This window comes from Microbacterium sp. SS28 (genome assembly GCF_022761035.1).
In the GTDB taxonomy this organism is placed as follows: Bacteria; Actinomycetota; Actinomycetes; order Actinomycetales; family Microbacteriaceae; genus Microbacterium.
The window spans coordinates 984423-1007005 of sequence record NZ_JAKWJP010000001.1; the positions used below are offsets into that span (position 1 = coordinate 984423).

Below are 22583 nucleotides of genomic sequence, written 5' to 3' on the forward strand. Positions count from 1 at the left end.
GGCCGCTACACGAAGCTCAGCTGACCCCGCACGATCGAGTCGCCGGAGTGGGCGGGGTCGCCGTCGACCGGCTCGAACGAGATGTCGACGAGGTCGTACTGCGACAGGTCCACACCGGCGGGGATCGGGAACGATCCCGACGATCCCTCGAGCACGCCGAGGCTGATGAGACGCGCACCGTCGCTGCGGATGAGCCACACTTCGCGGTATTCGTCCGAGGCCGCATCGCCATCGAGCGACACGGTCAGGGTGCGCGCGCCGTCGCGCGCCTCTTCGACGACCGCCTCTCCGACGGCGTCCGGGTGCGAGGGGAAGGCGTCGAGGGCGGCCGTCGCGATCGACGTCGGTCCGAGGAGCCCGATGCCGGCCCACACGCCGCCGCCGATGACCAGGAGGAAGGCGACGGACGCCGCGAGTGCCCACACACCCCTGCGCGACCACCGACCGGAGCGGCCGCGCGCACGTGCGGCGGCCGCGGGCGCGGCGGGCGACCCGGGGCCTGCCGCGGCCGGCGAGGTGGACGGGGCGGGGGATGCGGCATCCGTCCCCGTCTCGTCCCGGCGCTGCGTCGAGATGCCCACCGGATCGAGATCGGGGGCGAGGCCGAGCTCGTCCGCGAGGCGCGCCCACACGCGCGCGGGCGGCGCCTCGAGCTGTGTCTCGTCCATCGTGGCGCGAGCCACGACGGCCGCGTGGGACATTTCGGACACCTCACCCGCGCAGAGGGGGCAGGATGCGAGATGCGCTCTCTCTTCGGCCGAGGCGACGGGCTCGCCCAGCGCGATCAGGGCGAGCTGGTCGGGATCAAGGTGTGACACGAGTCACCTCCAATCGGTTGCGCATGCGGGTGAGACTCCGCCGGATGTGACTCTTGACCGTGCCGAGCGGCATGCCGAGCCGCTGCGAGATCTGCTCGTGAGTGAGGTCGTCGAAGAACGCGAGGCGCATGACAGTCTGGGCGTCGGGTTCGAGCTGCTGCATCTCATTGGCGACGAGGATCGTCTCGGAGAGATCGGGTTGCTCCCGCACGAGGTCGTCGGGACGCGTCATCCGCTCCATCTCGGCCTGGATCGCGCGGATCTTCGCGCGCGACTCGTGCGTGTCGGCTATGCGGTGCCGCGCGATCGCGACGAGCCAGGTCGAGAGTCGGGCCTTGGATGCGTCGTACGTGGTCCGCGACGTCCATGCCGAGACGAAGGTGCGCTGCGTCACGTCCTCCGCGTCCGAGCGGTCGCCGAGCGAGCGCAGCGCGATCGTGAACACGACGGGCGACCAGCGCCGGTAGACCTCCGCGAGCGCGCGCTCGTCACCGGCGACGAAGCGCTCGCTGAGCAGCTCCTCGGCGTCGACGTCCGGCTCCACGGCATCCTCTGTTTCGTTCAGATCGCGGTCCTGCGATCGCGACCACGGTATCTCGGCGGGTCACGGGGAGGAATCCCCCAGTGCCCCCTTTGAAGTGCATTCCGCCGTCGGCCAGGTTTCGGATGCACCCTCCCGCCGCGAATTCTTTTCGAATCGGGTGCATCCGGCTGCGGCGTTCCGGCGGAAGAACCTGTCAGCGCACCGATTCGGCGCGTTCGCATCGAAGGAGATGAACGATGAAGAAGATCACCCGCATGTCGCTCGCGGCAGTCGCGGCCGCCGCACTCGTCCTGACCGCCGTCCCGGCGCAGGCCTCGGGCTGGGGCTCGGGCTCATCCCCGTCCGGAAACATCGTGGAGGTCGCCGTCGCGGCGTCGGGCGGAGGCACCCCCGACAACAACGCGTGGGACTACGACCTGCTCGTCCAGGCCGTCGTCGCGACGGGGCTGGCACCGGTCCTCTCCGACCCGAACTCGACATTCACGGTGTTCGCCCCGAACGATCGCGCGTTCCTCCGCCTCGTGCAGGACCTCACGGGCGTCGCACCGAGCTCGGAGGCTGAAGCCCTCGCGACGATCACGACGGCCTTCACTCTGGACCAGCTCAAGAACATCCTGCTGTACCACGTGGTCGCGGGGCAGAAGCTCGGGCCCGTCCGCGTGCTCACGGCCGGCTCGCTCACGATGGCCAACGGCGGAACGGTCTCCCCCCGCGGCATCACGCTGCGCGACGAGTCGCCCTCGCTCACCGATCCCCGCCTCATCCTGTGGAAGATCAACATCCAGGCCACCAACGGCGTCATCCACTCGATCGACCGGGTGCTCGTCCCCGCCTCCTGAGCCTCGCTGGGCACGCCCGCCGCAGACCCCTTCCCCCAGTGGGGTGCGGCGGGCGTGTCGCGTGCCGGGGCCTCCCTCGCCTGCCAGGTACCGGCAGGGCCTCCCGGAGCGAGGCACGGCCGCGTAGCGTCGAACGCATGGATCACCGCAGCGAAGTGCGCGAGTTCCTGGCCAGTCGCCGGGACCGGATCACTCCCGACCGCGCGGGCCTGCCCGCCTACGGGGGCAATCGCCGCGTGCCGGGGCTGCGGCGCGAAGAGGTCGCGCTGCTCGCGGGCGTCAGCGTCGACTACTACACGCGCCTCGAACGCGGCGACCTCGGAGGCGCCTCGGACGCCGTGCTCGACGCGCTCGCTCGCGCGCTGCAGCTCGACGACGCCGAGACGGCGCATCTGCACGACCTCGCGCAGACCGCGAACGCGTCGCCTGCCGCGAAGAAGCCGCGCCGCCGTGCCGAGGCGGTCCGGCCCAGCATCCAGCGCCTCCTCGACGCGATCACCGAGGCGCCCGCGGTCATCCGCAGCAACTACTTCGACTACGTGACGGCCAACACGCTCGGCCGGGCGCTCTACTCCCCGATCTTCGCCGACCCCGCGCCCAACAGCGCCCGCTTCGCCTTCCTCGATCCGCGGGCGCGCGAGTTCTATCCGGACTGGGAGAAGAACACGCAGGAGCTCGTCGCGACGATGCGCGGCGAAGCGGGCCGCAATCCCTACGACAAGCGCCTCACCGACCTCGTCGGCGAGCTGTCGACGCGGTCGGAGCGGTTCCGCACGCTGTGGGCCGCGCACAACGTCCGCTACCACCGCACAGGTGTCAAGCGCATCCACCACCCCGTCGTGGGCGACCTCGAGCTGACCTACGAGGCGTTCGAGCTGCCCGCCGATCCGGGCCTGATGCTCTCGACCTACACGGCCGAACCGGGCAGTCCGTCGGCGGATGCGCTGCGGATGCTGGCGAGCTGGGCCGCGACGACCGACCTGCCCTCTCCCCGGCATTCCAGCGCGCCGGCCGACTCCTGACGAGCGCGCCCTCGAGGTCGCGGCTCGCACCCGGTGCCCCTCAGGCGTGGTGGGTGCTGTGGTCCTCCACATCGGGCTCCGCGCGCAGGCGGTCGGCGATCTCCTCCTCGGGACGCGGCGGGATCGTCTCGTCCTCCTCGAGCTCGGGCACGCTGGGCTCGTCCGGACCGGGCACATGATCGTGGGCGGCGTGTCCGTGGGGAAGGGATGACATGGCTGCTCCTTCGCGGGTGTCCTCCACACGGTAGACCCGTTGCACGCTCGGCGCAGGCGAGGGCGCCGGGTCGCTACGCGCGCCGCCGGGTCGCGAAGCGCACGACCGGTGTCGGAGCCGGGGGGCGCGTCACGCCACGACGAGATGGCGGTGGTCCACCACGACGAGGGCGATCTCGCGCAGCCTCTCGAGGTACCGCGTGCCGTGGTGCCCGCAGTAGGCGACCGAGCGACCCGACGGCAGCTCGGCGAACACGAACGCTTCGACACGAGCGCCGGTCCCGGCGCACGTGTCGCAGTACTCGGGCGCTTCGCTGATGAAGGCGATGCGGTGTCGATCGATGATGTCGACCGGTGGCTCGTCCATGAGTCAGACCCCTTTCGCGGGAATGTCAGGTCCCCGCACTCCCGAGCTCAGTCACGCCCGGTCGGCTGACCCTGGACTTCGTGTGCTCTTGCCCTTGACGAGGGGGGACGGCGTCTTCCTGATACAGGGCCCGCGAGACCGGGGGGCGACCCTACTCGTCGCCCCGGTTCACGAGGGAGGCGATCCACCCCTGCCAGCGGACGAAGACCCGCGGCTCGCGGGCGTGGTGGCTCGTGGGCTGGGCGCGCCGCGGATGCCGGCCGACCCCCTGCGGGCGCCGTCGGGCCGTCGCACCGCGATCGTCGTGCGCGGGCACGCCAGGGATCCTGTGGGTCAGTTCGTGCAGGCGGTGGAGTGTCATGCTCGGGTCCTTCGACGTTCTCTAACACTGTTCGAGTGCTACTCTCACACTGTTAGAGACACGTGTCAAGGAGAGCCGTGGCCCTCACCAGGCAGGACGTCATCACCGGCGCGCTCGAGCTCGCCGACGCCGAGGGGCTCGACGCCCTCACCCTGCGCTCGCTCGCGGGCCGGCTCGGCGTCCAGGCCCCGACGCTGTACTGGCACGTGCGCAACAAGGCGGAGCTGCTCGACGCGCTCGCCGACCGGATCATGGACGACGTCCTCGCGGGCCTCGCCCCGCCCGACGCCGACTGGCGGGACTGGCTGCTGCGGGTGGCCATCGGCATGCGCGGCATCCTGCTCCGTCACCCGGACGGGGCGCGCATCATCGGGGGCGGTCGCGCCTCGCTGCGTCGCGCGGACTTCTCGGAACGCGCGATCACGGCTCTCATCGACGCGGGCGTGAGCCTGCGGGAGGCGCGGCTCACCGTCCTCGCCGTCGAACGGTTCACGGTCGGCTACGTCCTCGAGGAGCAGGCCCCGCCGCCCGATGACTCGGTCCGCCCGCCCGCGCCGGAGGAGCTCGCCCGGCGCCTGCCGAACGTGACGCGAGCGATCATCGACTACTTCCAGGACGGCCGGACCGCCGACGACCTCTTCCAGGACGAGATCCGCCTCATCCTCCGCATGTGATGCGCGGCGACCGCCGAACGCGCACTGCGGCTCAGCGCGCTGTCACGATGTGGGCCTCGACGGCGGCCGCCACGATGCTGATGAGGGACGGGGTGTCGGGTCCCAGCTGCGAATTCATGAGGAGCGAGAACGGCAGGCCGCCGGGGAGCATGCCCGCGACGGTCTGTTCGAGCTGATTTCCCCCGCTCTCCCACCGTCCGTCCTTGAGGAAGTAGCGGCCGGCCTTGGTCGCACGGCTGCGGTCGATCCCCCACCACGACTCGAGCATCGCCCACGCATCGGCGCGAGGCACGATCGTGCCTTTCCCGAATGCGTCCAGCAGGCGGACGAGCTCGTTGGCCGTGAGGTGCCAGCCCGTGGTGGCCGACGTCTCGGAAAGATCGCCCGAATCCCACCCCGCTCCCGGCATCGGCCATTGGTAGGCGAGGGCGTTGCCGGGGTCGCTCGTGGTCGCGGCGCCCGTGATCTGCACGGGCGCGAACACGTTCTGCTGGACGTAGTCGTGGTAGCCCTGCACGCTCAGCGCGCTCCACAGGCGGTCGTGGTCGTCCTCGAGCCCGCTCGGCGCCAGGAGAGAGACCTTGATGGCGCCGGTCACCACGGGGATGAGGATGCGGAACAGCCCGAAGTTGACGTTCTGGTACGTCGCGTCGCCCAAGGGGACGCCCAGCAGGGCACCGCGTGCGACCTGCCCTTTGAGGTCTCCCAGGAGGGCATAGTCGGTGACCGGGTTGTAGAAGCCCGAGCGATGCGTGAGCAGCATGTCGAACGTGATCTCGTCGATGTTCGGACCGCGACGCCAGTACAGCGGAAGGAAGGGGTAGATCGCCGTCCCGCCCGGGACCCCCGCATCCGCGAGGGCCTTGCGCGCCGCGATCGCGGTGACGAGCTTGCTGACGCTCGCGACGTTCATGCGCACGTCCTGGTTCCAGCCCGTATTGCCGTCGGCCGCATTTCGGGCGTTGCCGCTCTGCATCGTCAGGCCGGGGCCGTTCGGCTCGAGGAGTCGCAAGACGTATCCGTTGCACTGCCCGTTGAACCGACCGGCGAGGTCGGTTCCGAAGCCGCCGATGTCGAGCTGGTGGAGCCTTCGAGACGGCGGCACGGGCTCGTCGGAGATGTCGATCTCCGACGGCAGCTGCGGCGTGAGATCCTCGAAGATCTGTCGCTCGCCGTGCCGCCGTCCCAAGCTCGCCGCCAGGTCGTCGAAGTCGACCGATTCCTTGAGGGTTTCGCCGAGCTCTCCGCTCAGGCCTTCTCGCAGCTCGAATCCTTTGCCAGGCATGGCGATCGCCTTCTTCCACAGCGTCCCGACGCACTGCGAGAGGCGAGGCGCGTGCGATGCGCCGGGTGGGGTTTCTGCCGCCACGCGCTCACCGTCACACCGAGGACGCCCGATGCCCGGGGCGGACTCGACATGATGCGGCCAGGGTACGCGCCATTCGGACGCGGGTCGATGGCGTCGGCGCCGCGGCGCGGCAACTCGCTGCCTCCGGGTGTCGCCGGTCGTCGCTAGTGTCCTTGTGTGATCGAGATCGCGCGCGCCGAACTGACCTCCTCCGCCTCTCCCGAGCGATTCGTCGCACGCTCGCGCGACCTCGCGACGCATCCCGAATGGGCGGCCGGCATGGAGTACTTCCGCCTGGCGGACGCGTTCGCCGTAGGGGCCCGCGGCGTGCTCAAAGTGCGCGGCGGGAGCGAGGCGCCGTTCGTCGTGACCGAGTACGTCGAGGGACGGTCGTACGCCGACACCACGATCCTCGACGGCGCCGAGCTCACGGTGCACCACTCCGCCTCTCCGTCCGGCGCGGGCTCCGACCTCGTCCTGCGCGCGTGGGTCACGGGCCCGCGCGCTGCCGAGTACGCCGACCAGCTGCGGGCCGACGTCCAGCGCAGCCTCGACGCCGACCTCGCGGCGCTCGCACACCTGCTCGAATCCGAGGGTGCCGCATGAGGGAGACGACGGATGCCGCTGTCGGGCGGATCCACGAGATCACCCTCGCGCGCCCCGTGCCCGGCATCCGTCTCGTCGGAATCGACGGCCCGGCGGGCGCCGGCAAGTCCACGCTCGCGATGGCGCTCACCGAGCGCTTCGGGTGGCCCGTCGTCGAGATCGACGACTTCTTCTCGTGGGTCTCGTTCGACAGCTGGTGGCCCCGCTTCGAGGTCGAGGTCGTCGAGCCCCTCCTCGCCGGGCGCAGCATCAGGTACCGCACGCGGGACTGGGCCGGCGACGAACTCGGCGAAGGGCTCGCCGGGTGGAAGCAGTTGAAGTGGGCTCCCGTGGTCGTCCTCGAGGGCGTCGGATCGACTCGGCGGGCGATCGCCGGGTCACTCGCGTGCCGCGTCTGGGTCGACGCCCCCGAGGCCGAACGGCTCGAGCGCGGCGTCGCGCGCGACGGCGAGTCGCACCGCGCGCTGTGGGAGAGCTATCTGCCCCGCGAAGCGGCCTTCTTCGCCGCCGATCGCGCCGTCGAGCGCAGCGACGTGAGAGTCGACGCGGGCGGTCGCGTCGACCCCTCCGGCTGACGCGCGACGCACCCCGCCGAACCGCCGTTCCGGGGCCTTCCCGAGCCCGTAGACCCGCCATCGCTCCGGGTGTACGTTTCAGCCGTGGACGGCTCCACACGCTCTGGGGATGCCGACCGCGAGCTCAGTGAACGGCGCGAGACTGCGTACGGCCCGGATCCCGACGTCCGTGGCGATCCTGCGGCTCTCGCGCAACGGCGCGGACTCGAGGCCGCGCCCGACCCTGCCGTCGAGCCTCCTCTGGACGACCCCGCGGCTGCCGCTGCGACGGCCGCGCATGGCCCGCGGATGGCCATTGCCGACCCGCTCGTCGCGACGGATGGCGTGAGAGCCGAGTCGCCCGGCCCGACGCCGGTCCGCGAAGGCCGGATGCGCTCGCTCTGGCACCGCTCGACCTCGACGTGGTGGCGCCGCGTCGCATGGGCGGCGGGCGCGCTCGTCGTCGCTGCCGCGATCGTCGCGACGGTCGTGGTGCTCTCAGCCCCTCGTCCGGACGCGACGCTGCATGCGACCGCAGACCATGCGGGCGATGACCTCATCCGCATGGTGACCGGGGAGGTGATCGATCTCGAGATCGATTCCTCGACGCTCACGAGCTACGGCTCGTACCTCGGCCTTGAGATCTGGTCGGTCGTCAACGCGTTCGGCTCGCCGTGCCTCCTCGCCGTGTACCGGGGCAGCATCCTCTCCGAAGTCCGCTGCGCTCCCCCGGCGGCGGCGCTCATCATGGACGTCTCGTCGTCCGGCGACGGCTTCGAGGGATTCGACGGCGTTGCCGGCGTCGGCATCATCCGGTTCATCCACCGAGGCGAGACGGTCGACGCCTACGTCCACCTGCTGCCCGGGACCTCCTGATGAACGCGCCTGCGCCCTCTGATGACGAGCGCGAACTGGCCGAGCTGCGCGCGAGGGCCTACGGCCGGCATCCCGACATCGACGTCGACCCGGCCGCGCTGGATCGATTGAGAGAACTCGAAGCCGCCCACCTCGGAACCTCGCTCGATGTGGCCGATGCCGAGCGGGACGAACCGGACGACGGGCTCGCATCGCCCTCAGCCGAACCGCCAGCCGAGCCGCCCGTCGAGTCGGCACAGGTCGCACCGCCCGACACGGCCCCGCCACGAACGCGCTGGAGCACCGCAATAGGCGGGCGGCGGGGCAGGCTCGTGGCTGGCGCCTCGGTGACGGTCCTCGCGCTCGCGTACACCCTGTCGTGGCTCGTCGGACCGCATCCCGATGCCGACCTGCGTCCTGTCGCGGACGAGCCGGACGGGGTCGTGCTCTCCATGCTCGACTTCCTCGGGGCGGATGGCGATCCGGCCGAGGTCCGAGGCTACGAAGCGTACGGCGGCCTCGAGCCGTGGTTCGTCGTGGACGCGCAGGGGCTCCACTGCTTCATGATCATCCAGCGCCCGGGGAGCGTCGACGGCGCCAACTGCGTGCCGCCCGGCGTCGAACTCTTCGCGGACATCACCCCCTGGCCGACGTGGCGCGACGACGATGGCGAGGCGCTCCCCGACGGGAGCATGATCCGGTTCCACTACCGCGGAGACCGCGTGGAGGTCTTCGTCTATCCCTCCGCAGCGGAGGGCTGAGACTCCCCCGCGGCGGCCGGGCCGCCGAATCCGTAGCAGCGCATCGCGCTGATGAGATCATCCGCGATGTCGTACGCGACGCAGTACCGCGTGCGCACATCATGCTGTGCGTCGGCGGCCGCGCAGTCGCCTTCGAGGTACGCATGCCCGTCCGCCACGACGTACGTGTGCGTGTGCCAGTCCGCCCTCGACGCGTGCAGGGCGATGACGTAGTCCCTCACCGCGACGGCGCCCTGGACGACCTCGCCCGTGTCCGCGATGACCCAGGTCGCATCGGCTGAGTAGCACGCGGCGATGTCGTCGCCCCGGCCCATCAGCTGGAAGTAGCGGTCCATCGTGCGCTGCGCTGAAGCTGTCGACATGGGACGCCTCCGAAAGTCGGTGCGCGGCCCGATCCACTCGAGCACGCGGGTTCACAGGTACGGCCGGCAGTCGTCCGTCACGACGGCGGGCGGCCGCGGCATCCGTCTATCCGACGACCTCGTGATAGTCGGTGTAGGGCGCATCGAGTCCCGGCAGATGGACGACGTACTCGAGCCACTGCTGGAGGATCGGGCCCGCGACCGCGAGCCACCCACGGCCCTCGGCGGTGTCGTCGAAGCCTCCGTTCGGCGACACCCGATCACGCGCCTCCAGGCTTTCGACTTCGACGAGCGCGAGGTACTGCCCGACCTGGTCGCCGCGTTCGCCTTTCAGCAGCGCGACCCGCCAGCCGGGCAGAGGCGGCAGCTGCTCGAGGCTGCCGGCCAGGAAGCGCTCGAACTCCTCGCCGCTGACGCCGGGGCGCAGCTCCAAGGAGTGCAGTCCATAGATCGTTCCCATGACGATTCCCCTCGGATCCGGGTCGATCTCATCGTGGCACTGCTCCGCACGATGCGCACCACCCCGGCGTGCGAACCGTCCGATGCGGTCCAACCGCCCCACTCCGGGCGGAATGGATGGACAATCGTGCCATGGCACACGGTGCGTGGTCTGAGGCGATCCGCTTCGAGGCTGCCGCGGTGCGTGTCGAGAGACAGCTGCACCGCCGGGGAGTCGTCGATGCGCGACGCTTCGCGGCGCGCACCGAGGCCCGCGCGATCGTCGTCGCGACCCTGGCGTTCGCCGTGGGACTCGCGGCCGGGGCGATCGCGTTCTGGGGTCGTCCCGTGCCGGTGTGGGAGGGCGCGTCAGTGGGGGCTGCGGGCATCGCGGTCGCGGCATCCATCACCCTCGCCGCTGCGGCGGTGAGCTATCGGCTCGCCGCCCGCGATCCGCGGCAGGCGTGGCTCGGCGACATCACGCGCTCCCGGCGCGCGTGGATGACCGGGGCGCTGGCGCTCTCGCTCGCCGGCGTCTTCGGGATGCTCCAGTGGATGCTGTTCCACGCCGCCTCGCTGATCTGGCCGGGCGCCGTCGTCGACACCCTGACCGCGACCGTGATCGTCGCCCTCGTGGCGGGGACCTCGGGCTACATGGGGTTCGAGGTCGCCGCGCACGTCACTGCGACGAAGCTTGTGCTGCTGCTGTTCACCGTCGTCGCGGTCGGGTTCGCGGTGAGCGTCGCGACGACGCAGGACGACGGGTGGTACCAACTCAACTTCAGCGTGCTCGGCGGCAGCGGCGGGGTCACGGCGGCTGTCTTCAACGTGACGCTCATCCTGGCCGGGGGCGTCACGGCGCTGCTCGCGCTCTATCTGCTGACGGGGCTGGAGGCGTGGGCGCACACCGAGCCGAGGGTGACGCGCGCCCGCGGGCTCGTCGTCTACGGCGTGTTCCTCGTGCTCGCGGCGTGCTTCATCGGCGCGGCCCTCGTGCCGGTCACGCTCAGCCAGATCGGCCACAACATCTTCGCCATCGGAATGGCCGTCGTGTTCGGGGCCCTCCTGCTGGGTCTGCGGTGGGTGCTGCCCTGCCTGCCGTGGCCGATCGTCCTGCTCGGCCTCGCGGTCGCGGGCGGCATCCTGTTCTCCGCCACGCTGTTCTGGGTCGGCTATTACACCCTCGTGACGCACGAAATGGTCTGCGCGGGCCTCGTCGTGGGGTGGCTGCTGCTCTTCACGCGGACGCTCGCGGCGGCTGAGCGCACGGACCGGGCGGTCACCGTCCCGGATGCCGAGTCCTGAGCCGCCGCACGACGACGGCGAACGCCGCCTCCCGCGATACGAGCGGGCTTCGGGATGCCGCGACCGCGCCCCCCACGGCGGGTCGCCCTCCCCACTCGGTCCCCAAGCCCATGTCGCCGGTAGGTGCGACGATGCGCAGGACGAGCGATGCGCGGGAGGGCAGGATGCGGGGCGAGGCGACAGTGCTGCACGCCGACCTTGACGCGTTCTACGCCTCGGTCGAGCAGCGCGATGCGCCCGCCCTGCGCGGCCGGCCCGTCATCGTCGGGGGCGGGGTCGTTCTCGCGGCGAGCTACGAGGCGAAGGCCCGTGGCGTGCGCACCGCGATGGGCGGCCGTCAGGCGCGCGAGCTGTGCCCGGATGCCGTCGTCGTCCCGCCCCGGATGGAGGCCTACTCGGCGGCGAGCAAGGACGTGTTCGCGATCTTCCGCGACACGACGCCCCTCGTCGAGGGGCTCTCGATCGACGAGGCGTTCCTCGAGGTCGGTGGGCTGCGCCGCATCGCGGGCACCCCCGAGCAGGTCGCCGTGCAGTTGCGCGCCCGCGTCCGGGCCGAGGTGGGGCTCGCCATCTCGGTGGGGGTCGCCCGCACGAAGTTCCTCGCGAAGGTCGCGAGCGCCGTCAGCAAGCCTGACGGACTGCTCATCGTCGAGCCGGAGCGCGAGCAGGCGTTCCTCCTCCCGCTGCCGGTCGAACGACTGTGGGGAGTCGGGGCCGTGACGGCCGAGAAGCTGCATCGGCTCGGCATCCACACCGTGGGGCAGCTGGCCGAGCTCGAGGAAGCGACCGCCGAGCGGCTGCTCGGCCGGGCCGCCGGTGCGCACCTGCATGCGCTGGCCCGACTGCGGGATCCGCGGCCCGTCGACACGACGCGGCGGCGCGGGTCGATCGGGTCGCAGCGCGCGCTCGGCAACCGTCCGCGCTCGGCCGACGAGCTGGAGGTCATCCTCACGCAGATCGTCGATCGCCTCGCCCGCCGCATGCGCGACCACGACCGCGTGTGCCGCACGATCGTGCTGCGCCTCCGCTTCGGCGACTACGCGAAGGCGACGCGATCGCGCAGCCTCCGCACCCCGACCGAGCGCACCGCGGTGATCCTCGCCGTGGCCCAGGGACTGCTCGCCGCAGCACTGCCCGAGATCTCGGAGCGCGGCATCACGCTCATCGGCATCTCGTTCACGCAGCTGGCACGGGCCGACAGCGTCCCGCCCGAGCTCCCGATCGACTGGGATGACGGGGCGCGCCTCGACACGGTGCTCGATGCCGTGCGCGATCGGTTCGGCACGGCATCCGTCGCCCGCGCAGCGCAGCTCGGTCGCGATCCGGGGTGGTCGACGCCGCTGCTGCCCGAGCACGAGTGACGTCTCGCGCCTCTCCCCCACCCACCCTTTCGGGGAGGTACGGGTAGGCGATCCGGGTGGGTCAGACCTTCGCCAGCGCCACCAGCTCGGTCCGCGAACCGGCACCCGACTTGCGCAGCAGGTTCGAGACGTGGAACTTGACGGTGTTCTCGCTTACGCCGAGCGTCTGCGCGATCTCGCGGTTGCGTCGCCCCGCGGCGAGCAGCCGCAGCACGTCGCGCTCACGGGGGCTGGCGTCGACGGCGTCGGGCAGTTCGCCGGATGCCGCGGGAGGGTCGAGCGGGAGACGGATGCCGATCTCCGAGCCCCAGCCGCGCGTCGACGACACCGAGAGGTGCCCGGCGAGCACCGCGACCTGCTCGGCCACGGGGCGCAGGACATCGTCGTGCACCGTGAGCTCGCCGCGGCCGTCATCCCGGATCGCGATGAGCAGATGCAGGCCGTCGCAGTCCCACTGGATGCGCACGCGACTCGTCTCGCCGCGGTCGACGATTGCCAGCACGGCGCTGCGCACGATCGCGCGCGCCGCATGCGCGACATCCCCGGGCAGCGCACGTCCGTTCGCCGGCGGCTCGACGAACTGGACGTCGAGCTCGCTGTAGCGGACGAGCGGACGCAGATCGGTCTGCAGGCGCTGGAACGCGCCGCCCACTGCCTCGAGGGCCGCGCCCTGCTCGTCGCTCTGCTCGCGCAGGCTCACGAGCGCGCCCGCCGCGACGTCGACGGCCATCGCCCGCGCCGCACGGTCGTCCAGCCGCGGCGAGCGCAGCGTCGCGAGCAGGGACTCGAGCGTCAGTGCGTGCCGATCCCGCTGCTCGGCGAGCGCGCGGGTGTTGTCGGCGACGGCACGCCGAGACGGGGGTGGAGCGGGCACGGAGCCGACGGCGGTCACGGTCGCCTACTCTATCCCACCCATCCTTTCGGATGGGCACAACCGTTCCAGGGCAGGAGGGCACGACACCGCACCGCGGCGCGACACTCGTGTGATGCCCACCATCGTCACCGTCTCGCCGAGCGCCGCAGTGTCGCTCGTCGCCAACGAGACAATGCGCGCCGCCGAGCGAACCGCCGTCGCAGCGAGCGGATCCCTGGCCGCCCTCGCCGAGATGCTCTGGTCGGCCGAGCGCGTCTTCGTGCTGGGCGCCGGTCGCTCCGGTCTCGCGCTGCGCATGACCGCGATGCGGCTGATGCACCTGGGCATGGACGTCCACGTCGTCGGCGAGACCACGGCGCCCGCCATCCAAGCCGGTGACGTCCTGCTGACCGCGAGCGGATCGGGAACCACCGAGTCGATCGTGCGGGCCGCACGCACCGCCGCAGGCGTCGGCGCGCAGATCGGCGCGATCAGCACGGCGGCCGATTCGCCGCTCTCAGCGGTCGCCGACGTGACGGTGATCGTGCCCGCGGCCCAGAAGCTCGACCGCTCGGCGGTCTCGTCGGCGCAGTACGCGGGCAGCCTCTTCGAGCAGGTCGTCGTGCTGCTCGGCGACGGGCTGTTCCACGCACTGTGGCAGCGCCAGGGCAGCAGCGCCGACGAGTTGTGGCCCCGCCACGCCAACCTCGAATGACCCCGCGGGCCCGTCGCACGGCCCGAACACCCACCCCACCCCTGCTACAAGGAGCACGCATGAAGCTGCAGTTCGCGATCGACACCCTGACCACCGAGAAGGCCCTGGAGCTCGCCGCGGCGGCCGCCGCGCACGTCGACATCCTCGAACTCGGAACCCCCCTCATCAAGAGCGAGGGCCTGTCGGCCATCACCGCACTGAAGGCGGCGCACCCCGACAAGGTGGTCTTCGCCGACCTGAAGACGATGGATGCCGGTGAGCTCGAGGCCGACATCGCCTTCGACGCCGGCGCCGACCTCGTCACGGTCCTCGGCTCGGCCGACGACAGCACCATCGCAGGTGCGGTCAAGTCCGCCAAGGCGCGCGGAAAGGGCGTCGTCGTCGACCTCATCGGCGTGGCCGACAAGCCCGCGCGCGCGAAGCAGGTCATCGCGCTCGGCGCCGAGTTCGTCGAGATGCACGCGGGCCTCGACGAGCAGGCCCAGGCCGGATACTCGCTCGACAGCCTGCTGCGCGACGGCGAGGCATCGGGCGTTCCGTTCTCTGTCGCCGGCGGCGTCAACGCGGGTTCGATCGCCGCCGTGCGCGCATCCGGCGCCCGCGTCGCGGTGGCCGGCGGCGCGATCTACGGCGCGCCGGATGTGTCGGCCGCAGCCGCCGCGCTGCGCGCCGGGCTCGTCTGAGCCGTCCTCTTCGGACGAGCGGGCGAGCGGTGCCGATTCGGCACTGCCCGCCCGCTCGACTCGTCCTCCGCCGCTCCGTCAGTTCAGGGTCATCTCGAAGTGCTCGTTGGTCGCGGTGTCGCACGTCGTGATCCGCCACATCGCCGTCCCGCCCTCCATGACGCGGGCCATCTCGATGATGAGCGGGCTCGGCCACTGTTCGCCCGAGAGCTGGGCCGCGTCGTAGGCGCCGGTCCCGAGCGTCTGCTGTTCCGCTTCCGTGAGCTCGACCTCGTGGGTGGCGAGGGTCTCGAGCGTTCGCACGTCGACGAGGGACTCCCTGCCGGCACTCGGGTCGTCCACCCGATCTCCGAAGACGTCGCTCCTCGTATCGGCGCTGCGGAGTCGCCAGACCCACTCCGCGTCGACGTACTCCAGCCGCAGGCCGACGATGCTGCCGCCGACCGCAGACGACTCGCCGGGGAGGGACTCGAGGAAGTCGGTCGGCCACGAGAACTCCGACGGCATGCAGGTGCCGGGGTAGTCCTCGCCGACCGCAGCGGGCGGATCGGGGACCGTCGCACACGCGGCGCAGGACACGGCTGCGACGAGGACCAGGGCGCCGATGCCCAGACGCGGTCGCGCGCTCATCCGCACCCCGTCACGGGCAGACGCGCACCCGGCGTCCCTCGAAGGCGACGACGTCGCCGACCTGCAGCTGGCGTCCCCGGCGGCGATCGACCTCGTCGTTCACGGTGACGTAGCCGTCGATGATGGCTTCCTTCACCTCTCCCCCGGAGTCGAGGACCCCCGCGAACTTGAGGAACTGCCCGAGGCGAATGCCCTCGCCGCCGATCGGGACGTCTTCGATCGGAGCCGGGTTCGTCATCCCCGAATGCTAGCCGACGAGTACGGGCCCGGAAGCCGGTCGTCCCGCGGATCCTCGGCGATTCACACGTGGCGAGCCCAGCCGTCAAGTCCCGCGGCGATGTCGAAGCGTCCCGGTAGCGTCATCTGATGAGCTTCTTCGGCAATACGCGAGTTCGCCGGGTCCACCTGGACGTGGCGGGGGTGGAGCCGCGGGCCACCCGTCCGCCGTGGAGCCTGTGGGCGGACGGGTTCGGGATGCTGGCGATCAGAGCCATCCAGATCCTGCTGGTCGTCGCGCTCGCCGCTGGCGTCATCTTCGCGATCCAGTACCTGACCCTCGTCACGATCCCGCTCGCGATCGCGCTGATCCTGGCCTGCGCGTTCGAGCCGGTGATGGGCTGGCTGCGTCGCCATCGGGTCTCCGACCTCCTCGCCACGGTCCTCACCCTGCTCGCGATCGTGGTGGTGCTGGGCGGGCTCACCTGGCTGATCGTGTGGGCGGTCCGCAACCAGTGGGCAGCCCTGTACGAGCAGGCGGAGGAGGGCTTCCAGCATCTGCTCGCCTGGGTCCAGACGCTGCCGTTCGATGTGTTCACTCCCGAGCAGATCGAGGAGTGGACCGCGACGCTCACGGACTTCGTGACGAGCGCGCAATTCGGCTCGGGCGCGCTCGCGGGCGTCGGCGCCGTCGCCAACTTCGTCACGGGGTTCGTGCTGCTCGTGACGATCCTCTTCTTCTTCCTCAAGGACGGACCGCAGATGTGGCAGTTCATGCTGCGCCCGTTCCACGGCTCGCATGAGCTCCGCGCGCGCCGCGTCGGCGACAAGACCGTCACGGTCCTCGGCTCCTATGTGCGAGGAACAGCGACAGTCGCGCTTGTGGACGCCGTCGGCATCCTGATCGGCCTGCTCATCCTGCAGGTGCCGCTCGCGCTCCCGCTCGCCGTGCTCGTCTTCCTGCTCGCCTTCATCCCGATCGTCGGAGCCACGCTCGCGGGGATCCTCGCCGCGCTCGTCGCGCTCGTCGCCAACGGTTGGGTCAATGCGCTCCTGGTCGTGGGCGTCGTCGTGCTCGTCAATCAGCTCGAGGGCAACTTCCTCCAGCCGTTCCTGATGGGCCGCACGATGAAGCTGCACGCGTTCGTGATCCTCGTCGCACTCGCTGTCGGCACGGCGCTGGGCGGACTGATCGGCGCCGTGCTGGCGGTGCCGATCACGGCAGCGGCGTGGGGCATCGTGCAGGTGTGGGACGGCACGGATCTTCCCGCGAAGTGGGCCCGACGCAAGACACGCGAGACCGTCTCGGCTTCGACGGCGACGGCCGTGGAAGTCGCCTGACAGAGCGGCCCGACTGTCTGGAGGGCTATGGTGGCGCCCGTGAAGACGGTTCGCCTGTGACAACGCCCGGCGCCATTCGAGCGGCGGGCCCTGCGGACGCGTCGGCGATCGCGGCACTCATTCGCGAGGCGAAAGCCGAGGCGATGCCGTGGCTCGCGGTTCCCCACTCACTGGACGAAGACGAGGGGTGGGTCGCTGGAGTGCTGCTGCGCGACCACGATGTGCGCGTCGCGGTCGGACCCCACGAGACGCTCCTTGCCGTGATCGCGCTGAGCCCCGGTTGGGTCGACCAGCTCTACGTGGCAACCTCCGAACAGGGACGGGGCATCGGATCGAGGATGCTGCGCCTCGCGCAGGACAGCAGCGACCAGCCTCTGCAGCTCTGGGCTTTCCAGCGCAACACCCGCGCCCGCAGTTTCTACGAAGGACGCGGTTTCGTCGAGGTTCGTCGCACAGACGGCGACAACGAAGAGCGCGAGCCCGATGTCCTGTATCGCTGGGAGCGCGAGCGCGGCTGAGTACCTACATGCGGCCGGACCCGCACCGAACCTCCGCAGCCGTCACGCAGCTGCTTGCGTGGGGCGGTAGCGCATGGCAGTCGCCCCGGACCGGAACTCCTGCCGATCGACCAGCTCGAGGTGGATGCGCTCGCGCAGACCGGCGAGCAGCGTCGGCCCGTGCCCCGCAAGAACCGGCTGCACGACGAATGCATACTCGTCGATCAGGCCGAGGTCTGCCAACGCCAGCGGGAGCGTCACCCCGCCGACGAACAGGCCCTCGCCAGGCTCCTGCTTCAGCCGCTCAACCGCGAGCCCGACGTCGCCTCGCACGAGCTCCGCGTTCCAATCGACACTGGTCAGCGTGCTCGACACGACGTACTTCTTCGCCTTGTCGATGGCCTCGGCGAACGGGATCTGCCACTCAACCATCCAGTCGGGCCACCTGCCCGAGCCCGGTCGCCGCCAGGCGGACTGCATCATCTCGTAGGTCACCCGGCCGAACAGCAGAGCGTCCGCGCGGCCCATCTCATCAGTCCAGTAGCGCATCGACTCCTCGTCGGGCGGAAGCCCCGCCTCGTGATGGCAGCAGCCGTCGAGCGTGACGTTGATCGAGTATCGGAGTGGTCTCATCTCGCTGCTCTCCCTCGGCGGGCGTGCCGCGGCGCTCCTGTTCCCTGGTCTTCCGGGCGGCGTGCGGCAGTCAGTTGTTGAGCTCGTCGACCTCGGCGATCAGCTCGAAGCGGTCGAGCAAGGTGTCGCCCGCCGCGGCGATGGTGCCGAACGCCCACGTGGTGATCACCGCCGTGATGATCGCGAACGCCACGATCGCCGGCCACGCGTAGCGGCGTCTGACGGTGAGGACGAGCGCGGCGATGGCGCTGATGATCGCAACCGTCTGACCCGCGACCGTCGCGAAAGCCATCCGAAGTGCACTGTCGACCGTGAGGGGGCCGTAACTGTTGAACGCGATGCTCAGAGCCATAGGAATCAGGACGACTCCGACCAGCAGGACCGTGCCGCGACTGATCCGTCGACGCTGCCGCCTGGCGGGGGGAATCAGTTCCACGGAGGGCTGCGCTGTCATGGTGCGACCTTATCCGGGAGAAGTCGCCGGAGTCACGACCCGGGAGAAGTCGCCTGAGTCACGCCCCCACCGGACCGCCGGAGCACCCCGATCGCCCCGGATGCCAACGTCCATGCGAGAACCGTCAGCGACGAAGGACGGCTCGCACGGGTGAGCCGTCGGCGTCGTGAATGCGGAGCGGATACGCGACCAGCTCGTACTCGCCCGCCTCGATCTCGGCGAGGTCCAGTCCCTCGAGCACGATGACGCCCGAGGCGAGAAGAGTCTTGTGGGCGGGGTACTCGTCGTCGCCGAAGCGGTCCACCGAGAGGTAGTCGATGCCGACGATGTTCGCGCCGCGCGCGACCAGCTCTCGCGCAGCGCCGACGCCGACATACGGATGCTGCGGATGGAAGACCCTCGTGTCCCACGTCGACGCGGTCGTCTTGAAGAGAACCGCCAAGCCCGCCAGATCGGCATCGGGTACGTGGGTCGGCGTCACCACCAAGGCGTCGCCGACGTCGACGACGAGGGCGGAGGCTGCGAAGCGCTCGAGGGGAAGCTGATCCAGCGTCGCCCCGTCGTCGAAGAAGTGCCTCGGCGCATCCACATGGGTCAAGAAGTGGGTCGTCCAGTTCTCCAGACTGGTGATGCGACACGGATCCGCCTCGCCGACATCGCAGATCGTCCAGCTCTCGAGGGGGTCGTCGCCCTGACCGAGGGCCTCAGTGGGGGTGATCAACCGCGAGACATCGAACGTCAGCATGACTCGGCCAGCTTCGTTCCGACGCGAGCGCGCGGCCTCTCGAGCGCGCACGCTGCGTCGAATCCGGACTTGAAGTCGATCTCCGCGTTCTCGAGTTCCTGGCCGGTCACGTGCAGCAGATGCAGGCTCTCCGCGTACAGTCGCCACGCCGCTTCCCGCTCTTCCGTCAACTTCTCCCCCGCCCCGCTGCCGCCTGGTCCGGCGACTTCAGAATCTCAGATCCAGACCATCGATGCAAATCGATTTGTATCCCCTTTTTCTCGCGGTGACCGTAGTTGCCCGCGCGGGGTTCGACGTCCCGTCGGGTCAGCACCGCTTACGCGCGGTACGTTCGACGGTGAAGGGGACAGCAGGCTTCGTCAGGAGGCGATGCGATGTCGAGGACGCTCGCCTCAGAGCAGACCCCGGCGCCTGCGGGTGGGCACGCTGGTCGTTCGCGCCGGAAGATCGCGAAACGCGTCGGGCTTTCCGCGCTCGTGCTCGCGGTCGGCTTCATGATCGCTGCCTTGGTGATGTTGGCGTGGATGGTCAACGAGGAGCATTTCGACCGCCCCAGCCAGGAGTTCGAGGCGCTCGAGGCGCTGGTCGAGAATCTGCCCGGAGTGGACAGCGTCGAGAAGGAGCGTTGGGTCGAAGCTCCGACGTTCTCGGATCCGACGTCGTGGATGTCCGTCAGGGTGGACGAGGCGGGGCTTCCGCGGCTGATCGCAGCGGTGTGCGCGAGTGACTACCCCGACGCCGTCCTCTGGTCGATCCGGGTGCAGACGCCCGCGGGAGCCGAGCTGTCGCTGCACGCGGCTCCGGCCGCGAGCGGCAGCGAGGGGCGCGCTGCGGCGTGCCCTGACTTCGGGTTCGATGCCGTGGGTCTCGTCGACGAACTCGACCGTGTCGCCCCCGGCCTCGCGATTCAGCCGGCGATCTGGGAAGACGACCGGTTCGCGCTCGTCGGGATCGAGGAGGAGGGACCCACCGGGTTCACCCACCTCTTGCCACTCGTCGAGCACACCGATGATCTGCTCCTCGCAGCCGGTCGCGATGCGAGTGAGGTCGTCGAGATCAACACGGCGAATCTCGGCGTCGTCATCCATCCGGGTGAGCGTGCCGACTATCTTGCGGTGCTCACCGAACTCGCCGAGGAGCACTCAGTTAGCAGCTACTGGGCCGACAGTGGCACACCGATCGACGGAATCGAGAAGGTGCAGATCGCGGCCCCGAACGAGCAGCACGCGGCGATCGAGAAGATCATCCGGTCATCGAGGCTGCACATCGCCGGCCTCCCGGTGCACTTCATAGAGCAGTGACTCGCGAGTCGAGTCGGCTCCGTATCCACGAGGTCGGATGACGAGCCCCGCGGCGTCGCTGTCGAAGATCACCGCGACTGTCTCGAGCAGTCACCCAGGCGTGGACGCCGAGGCGAAGCTGACGGGCCGGCTCAGTCTGCGGGCTTGACCACCACTCCCGCGCCACCGCCGCGACGCACGGGCTCGGCGACGGCCGTCATGAGTCCGTCGTCACTCACCTCGATGGCTGCCACCGCGCCGATCTCGGCCGTCGAGGAGAAGACGTGCCCGAACGCCTGCAGCGGCGGCCCGTAGGCCGCGATGAAGGCGGGCTCGGCCGCGACGGCCGTGGTGTTCCGCTGCGAGGCGCGCGGCGCCGCGACGGCCTCCGGCAGCGTCATCCCGAGGTCGATGCGGTTGATCAGCACCTGGGTCACCGTCGTGATGATCATCGAGCCGCCGGGAGAGCCGACCACGTAGCGGACATCGCCGCCGTCGAGCACGATCGTGGGTGACATCGACGAGCGCGGGCGCTTGCCGGGGCCGGGCAGGTTGGGATCCTCCCACAGGTCGGTCGCGGGCACGAAGTTGAAGTCCGTGAGCTCGTTGTTCAGCAGGAAGCCGCGACCGGGCACCGTCATTCCGGATCCACCGGTCGACTCGATCGTGAGCGTGTACGCGACAGCATTGCCCCACCGGTCGACCACCGAGAGGTGAGTCGTCGAGAGGTTCTCGGCGTCAGGCGCGTCTGCGACGACGAGAGCATCGCAGCCGGCCGCGTTGAGAGGTGCGGGTGCGACCGGCTTCGTCGATGCGGTGTTCGGATCGATCAGGCAGGCCCGCGCGTCGGCGAACTCCTGGCTGAGGAGGATCTCGGTCGGCACGTCCACGGACGCCGGGTCGCCGACATAGCGGCCGCGGTCGGCGAACGCATGGGCCGTCGCCTCGAGGTAAAGGTGCAGGCTCTGCGCCATGCTGTCGGCCGAGAGGTCGAAGTTCTCGAGGATGTTGAGCGACTCCCCGACCGTCGTGCCACCCGACGACGACGGCGCCATGCCGTAGATGTCGAGGCCGCGGTAGTCGATGTGCGTCGGCGCCTGCTCGATCACGGCGTAGTCCGCGATGTCGGCGGCCGTCAGAAGGCCCGGGACGGCGGGCAGGACGTGGTCCGGCGTCGTGACGGGAGACATGACGACAGCCTCGATCTCATCGGCGATGGGACCCTCGTAGAACACGTCGGTGCCACGCAGCGAGATGTCTCGCAGCGTCCGTGCCAGGTCGGGGTTCTTGAACGTCGATCCGACGACCGGCAGCTCGCCGTTCGGAAGGAACAGTTCCGCGGTGTCGGGGAACTGCCGGAACCGCGCCTCGTTCCCGGCAGTCTGCTGCCGGAACGTCTCATCGACCTTGAAGCCGCGGGTCGCGAGCAGGATCGCGGGCTTGAGCGCATCCCGCAGCGACGTCGTGCCGAACCTGTCGAGCGCGGCCTCCCACGTGGCGAGGGTGCCCGGCGCGCCGACCGACAGCCCAGACGAGACGGCGTCGGCGAAAGGATACGGCTTCCCTGTGGCCGGGTCGATGAAAGAGGTCGCGGTCATCTCGGCGGGCGCCGTCTCGCGTCCGTCGATGGTCGTCACCTCACCCGTCGCGGCGTCGAAGTACACGAAGTACCCGCCGCCGCCGATTCCGGCGCTGTAGGGCTCGGTGACGCCGAGCGCTGCGGCGGTCGCGACAGCGGCATCGGCGGCGTTCCCGCCCTTGCGAAGCACCTCGAGGCCGACGGCGCTCGCTTCGGCGTCGACGGATGCCACGGCACCGCCGTATCCCGTCGACGTCGACGGCTTCGGCGGCGCTGGGCGCCCCGTCTGCACGGCCGTCTCGACTCCGAATGCGGGAGATCCGGCCGCGAGTGCCGCGACGAGTGCGCCGACAAAGGCGAGCGTGGCGCTCGTGCGTGCGGTACGGAACCTGAAGCTGACCATGACATACCCCCGAGCCGGGCTGCGAGGGCGGACCCCTTCACGGTAGCCCGAGTCACTGACGGCGGCAACGGCCCCAACCGCTGCTCCCACGATGTGCGACATGTCAGCGACCGCCGGCCCCGGCCA

Annotated in this window: 29 protein-coding genes; 14 read left to right on the plus strand and 15 right to left on the minus strand. The window is 70.3% G+C overall.

Annotated elements, in window-relative coordinates; translation table 11 throughout:
* Window positions 1-5: 5 nt before the first annotated feature.
* Entirely contained in the window at window positions 6-701 is a 696-nt protein-coding gene (locus MJ607_RS04480; RefSeq protein WP_243074321.1) for an anti-sigma factor, read from the minus strand.
* Window positions 702-804: 103 nt separating this feature from the next.
* A complete protein-coding gene (locus tag MJ607_RS04485) occupies window positions 805-1362 on the minus strand; it encodes an RNA polymerase sigma factor (RefSeq protein WP_243074322.1) in 558 nt (185 codons plus the stop codon).
* A gap of 236 nt (window positions 1363-1598) precedes the next feature.
* Between MJ607_RS04485 and MJ607_RS04490 the strand changes: the two genes are divergently transcribed.
* Both MJ607_RS04490 and MJ607_RS04495 read left to right on the plus strand, forming a co-directional pair.
* Window positions 1599-2201: a fasciclin domain-containing protein gene (locus MJ607_RS04490; protein ID WP_243074323.1), complete on the plus strand. Its 603-nt coding sequence runs from the start codon at window positions 1599-1601 to the stop codon at window positions 2199-2201.
* A 137-nt stretch (window positions 2202-2338) separates the two neighbouring features.
* The gene (locus tag MJ607_RS04495) at window positions 2339-3223 is read left to right on the plus strand and encodes a helix-turn-helix transcriptional regulator (protein WP_243074324.1); all 885 of its coding nucleotides are present in this window, start codon (window positions 2339-2341) and stop codon (window positions 3221-3223) included.
* Window positions 3224-3263: 40 nt separating this feature from the next.
* Here the strand turns inward: MJ607_RS04495 and MJ607_RS04500 are convergent, their stop codons facing one another.
* The 3 genes from MJ607_RS04500 to MJ607_RS04510 all read right to left on the minus strand — a co-directional run bounded on the left by MJ607_RS04500 (window position 3264) and on the right by MJ607_RS04510 (window position 4164).
* A complete protein-coding gene (locus MJ607_RS04500; RefSeq protein ID WP_243074325.1) occupies window positions 3264-3437 on the minus strand; it encodes a hypothetical protein in 174 nt (57 codons plus the stop codon).
* 129 nt (window positions 3438-3566) lie between these two features.
* Complete coding sequence (locus MJ607_RS04505; protein ID WP_243074326.1) at window positions 3567-3803, minus strand: hypothetical protein; 237 nt, start codon at window positions 3801-3803, stop codon at window positions 3567-3569.
* 151 nt (window positions 3804-3954) lie between these two features.
* Window positions 3955-4164, minus strand: coding sequence for a hypothetical protein (locus MJ607_RS04510; RefSeq protein WP_243074327.1), 210 nt, complete (start codon window positions 4162-4164; stop codon window positions 3955-3957).
* A gap of 77 nt (window positions 4165-4241) precedes the next feature.
* On the opposite strand from MJ607_RS04510, the gene MJ607_RS04515 reads away from it, so the two are divergent.
* Window positions 4242-4838: a TetR/AcrR family transcriptional regulator C-terminal domain-containing protein gene (locus MJ607_RS04515; RefSeq protein WP_243074328.1), complete on the plus strand. Its 597-nt coding sequence runs from the start codon at window positions 4242-4244 to the stop codon at window positions 4836-4838.
* A gap of 31 nt (window positions 4839-4869) precedes the next feature.
* Here MJ607_RS04515 and MJ607_RS04520 read toward each other — a convergent pair whose 3' ends face one another.
* On the minus strand, window positions 4870-6123 hold the full coding sequence (locus MJ607_RS04520; RefSeq protein ID WP_243074329.1) for a serine hydrolase domain-containing protein: 1254 nt from the start codon (window positions 6121-6123) through the stop codon (window positions 4870-4872).
* Window positions 6124-6363: 240 nt separating this feature from the next.
* Between MJ607_RS04520 and MJ607_RS04525 the strand changes: the two genes are divergently transcribed.
* The 4 genes from MJ607_RS04525 to MJ607_RS04540 all read left to right on the plus strand — a co-directional run bounded on the left by MJ607_RS04525 (window position 6364) and on the right by MJ607_RS04540 (window position 8962).
* Complete coding sequence (locus tag MJ607_RS04525) at window positions 6364-6792, plus strand: hypothetical protein (protein WP_243074330.1); 429 nt, start codon at window positions 6364-6366, stop codon at window positions 6790-6792.
* Window positions 6789-7367 (plus strand): uridine kinase, encoded by a 579-nt coding sequence (locus MJ607_RS04530; protein WP_243074331.1) that lies wholly within the window; start codon window positions 6789-6791, stop codon window positions 7365-7367. Before MJ607_RS04525 ends, MJ607_RS04530 begins: the two co-directional genes overlap by 4 nt.
* An 84-nt stretch (window positions 7368-7451) precedes the next feature.
* Entirely contained in the window at window positions 7452-8222 is a 771-nt protein-coding gene (locus MJ607_RS04535) for a hypothetical protein (RefSeq protein WP_243074332.1), read from the plus strand.
* A complete protein-coding gene (locus MJ607_RS04540; RefSeq protein WP_243074333.1) occupies window positions 8222-8962 on the plus strand; it encodes a hypothetical protein in 741 nt (246 codons plus the stop codon). The genes MJ607_RS04535 and MJ607_RS04540 overlap by 1 nt, the downstream gene beginning before the upstream one ends.
* On the opposite strand, the gene MJ607_RS04545 is transcribed toward MJ607_RS04540, so the two are convergent.
* Together MJ607_RS04545 and MJ607_RS04550 are read right to left on the minus strand one after the other, a co-directional pair.
* The gene (locus MJ607_RS04545) at window positions 8938-9324 is read right to left on the minus strand and encodes a nuclear transport factor 2 family protein (RefSeq protein WP_243074334.1); all 387 of its coding nucleotides are present in this window, start codon (window positions 9322-9324) and stop codon (window positions 8938-8940) included. The two genes, MJ607_RS04540 and MJ607_RS04545, sit on opposite strands and share 25 nt — an antisense overlap.
* A gap of 106 nt (window positions 9325-9430) precedes the next feature.
* Window positions 9431-9784 (minus strand): hypothetical protein, encoded by a 354-nt coding sequence (locus MJ607_RS04550; RefSeq protein ID WP_243074335.1) that lies wholly within the window; start codon window positions 9782-9784, stop codon window positions 9431-9433.
* Between the two features lie 131 nt (window positions 9785-9915).
* Here MJ607_RS04550 and MJ607_RS04555 point away from each other — a divergent pair, with 131 nt between their 5' ends.
* Both MJ607_RS04555 and dinB read left to right on the plus strand, forming a co-directional pair.
* Window positions 9916-11067 carry a hypothetical protein gene (locus tag MJ607_RS04555; protein ID WP_243074336.1) on the plus strand — a complete coding sequence of 384 codons (1152 nt, stop codon included), beginning with the start codon at window positions 9916-9918 and terminating at the stop codon, window positions 11065-11067.
* Window positions 11068-11231: 164 nt separating this feature from the next.
* The gene (gene dinB, locus MJ607_RS04560) at window positions 11232-12428 is read left to right on the plus strand and encodes a DNA polymerase IV (RefSeq protein WP_243074532.1); all 1197 of its coding nucleotides are present in this window, start codon (window positions 11232-11234) and stop codon (window positions 12426-12428) included.
* 61 nt (window positions 12429-12489) lie between these two features.
* Here dinB and MJ607_RS04565 read toward each other — a convergent pair whose 3' ends face one another.
* Entirely contained in the window at window positions 12490-13320 is an 831-nt protein-coding gene (locus MJ607_RS04565; RefSeq protein WP_243074337.1) for a LuxR C-terminal-related transcriptional regulator, read from the minus strand.
* A 94-nt stretch (window positions 13321-13414) separates the two neighbouring features.
* Between MJ607_RS04565 and hxlB the strand changes: the two genes are divergently transcribed.
* Window positions 13415-13996: a 6-phospho-3-hexuloisomerase gene (gene hxlB / locus MJ607_RS04570; RefSeq protein WP_243074338.1), complete on the plus strand. Its 582-nt coding sequence runs from the start codon at window positions 13415-13417 to the stop codon at window positions 13994-13996.
* Between the two features lie 59 nt (window positions 13997-14055).
* On the plus strand, window positions 14056-14679 hold the full coding sequence (hxlA, locus tag MJ607_RS04575) for a 3-hexulose-6-phosphate synthase (RefSeq protein WP_243074339.1): 624 nt from the start codon (window positions 14056-14058) through the stop codon (window positions 14677-14679).
* Between the two features lie 78 nt (window positions 14680-14757).
* Here the strand turns inward: hxlA and MJ607_RS04580 are convergent, their stop codons facing one another.
* Together MJ607_RS04580 and MJ607_RS04585 are read right to left on the minus strand one after the other, a co-directional pair.
* Window positions 14758-15309, minus strand: coding sequence for a hypothetical protein (locus MJ607_RS04580; RefSeq protein ID WP_243074340.1), 552 nt, complete (start codon window positions 15307-15309; stop codon window positions 14758-14760).
* Window positions 15310-15319: 10 nt separating this feature from the next.
* A complete protein-coding gene (locus tag MJ607_RS04585; protein ID WP_243074341.1) occupies window positions 15320-15547 on the minus strand; it encodes an RNA-binding S4 domain-containing protein in 228 nt (75 codons plus the stop codon).
* A gap of 128 nt (window positions 15548-15675) precedes the next feature.
* Here MJ607_RS04585 and MJ607_RS04590 point away from each other — a divergent pair, with 128 nt between their 5' ends.
* Both MJ607_RS04590 and MJ607_RS04595 read left to right on the plus strand, forming a co-directional pair.
* A complete protein-coding gene (locus MJ607_RS04590; RefSeq protein WP_243074342.1) occupies window positions 15676-16866 on the plus strand; it encodes an AI-2E family transporter in 1191 nt (396 codons plus the stop codon).
* A gap of 56 nt (window positions 16867-16922) precedes the next feature.
* On the plus strand, window positions 16923-17384 hold the full coding sequence (locus tag MJ607_RS04595) for a GNAT family N-acetyltransferase (protein ID WP_243074343.1): 462 nt from the start codon (window positions 16923-16925) through the stop codon (window positions 17382-17384).
* 42 nt (window positions 17385-17426) lie between these two features.
* On the opposite strand, the gene MJ607_RS04600 is transcribed toward MJ607_RS04595, so the two are convergent.
* The 3 genes from MJ607_RS04600 to MJ607_RS04610 all read right to left on the minus strand — a co-directional run bounded on the left by MJ607_RS04600 (window position 17427) and on the right by MJ607_RS04610 (window position 19195).
* On the minus strand, window positions 17427-17996 hold the full coding sequence (locus MJ607_RS04600) for a dihydrofolate reductase family protein (RefSeq protein ID WP_243074344.1): 570 nt from the start codon (window positions 17994-17996) through the stop codon (window positions 17427-17429).
* 70 nt (window positions 17997-18066) lie between these two features.
* A complete protein-coding gene (locus MJ607_RS04605; protein WP_243074345.1) occupies window positions 18067-18450 on the minus strand; it encodes a hypothetical protein in 384 nt (127 codons plus the stop codon).
* A 124-nt stretch (window positions 18451-18574) separates the two neighbouring features.
* On the minus strand, window positions 18575-19195 hold the full coding sequence (locus MJ607_RS04610; protein WP_243074346.1) for a cyclase family protein: 621 nt from the start codon (window positions 19193-19195) through the stop codon (window positions 18575-18577).
* A 494-nt stretch (window positions 19196-19689) separates the two neighbouring features.
* On the opposite strand from MJ607_RS04610, the gene MJ607_RS04615 reads away from it, so the two are divergent.
* Window positions 19690-20496, plus strand: coding sequence for a hypothetical protein (locus MJ607_RS04615; protein WP_243074347.1), 807 nt, complete (start codon window positions 19690-19692; stop codon window positions 20494-20496).
* A 131-nt stretch (window positions 20497-20627) separates the two neighbouring features.
* Here the strand turns inward: MJ607_RS04615 and ggt are convergent, their stop codons facing one another.
* Window positions 20628-22457, minus strand: a complete 1830-nt coding sequence (gene ggt, locus MJ607_RS04620; RefSeq protein WP_243074348.1) for a gamma-glutamyltransferase — start codon at window positions 22455-22457, stop codon at window positions 20628-20630.
* Window positions 22458-22583: the final 126 nt, after the last annotated feature.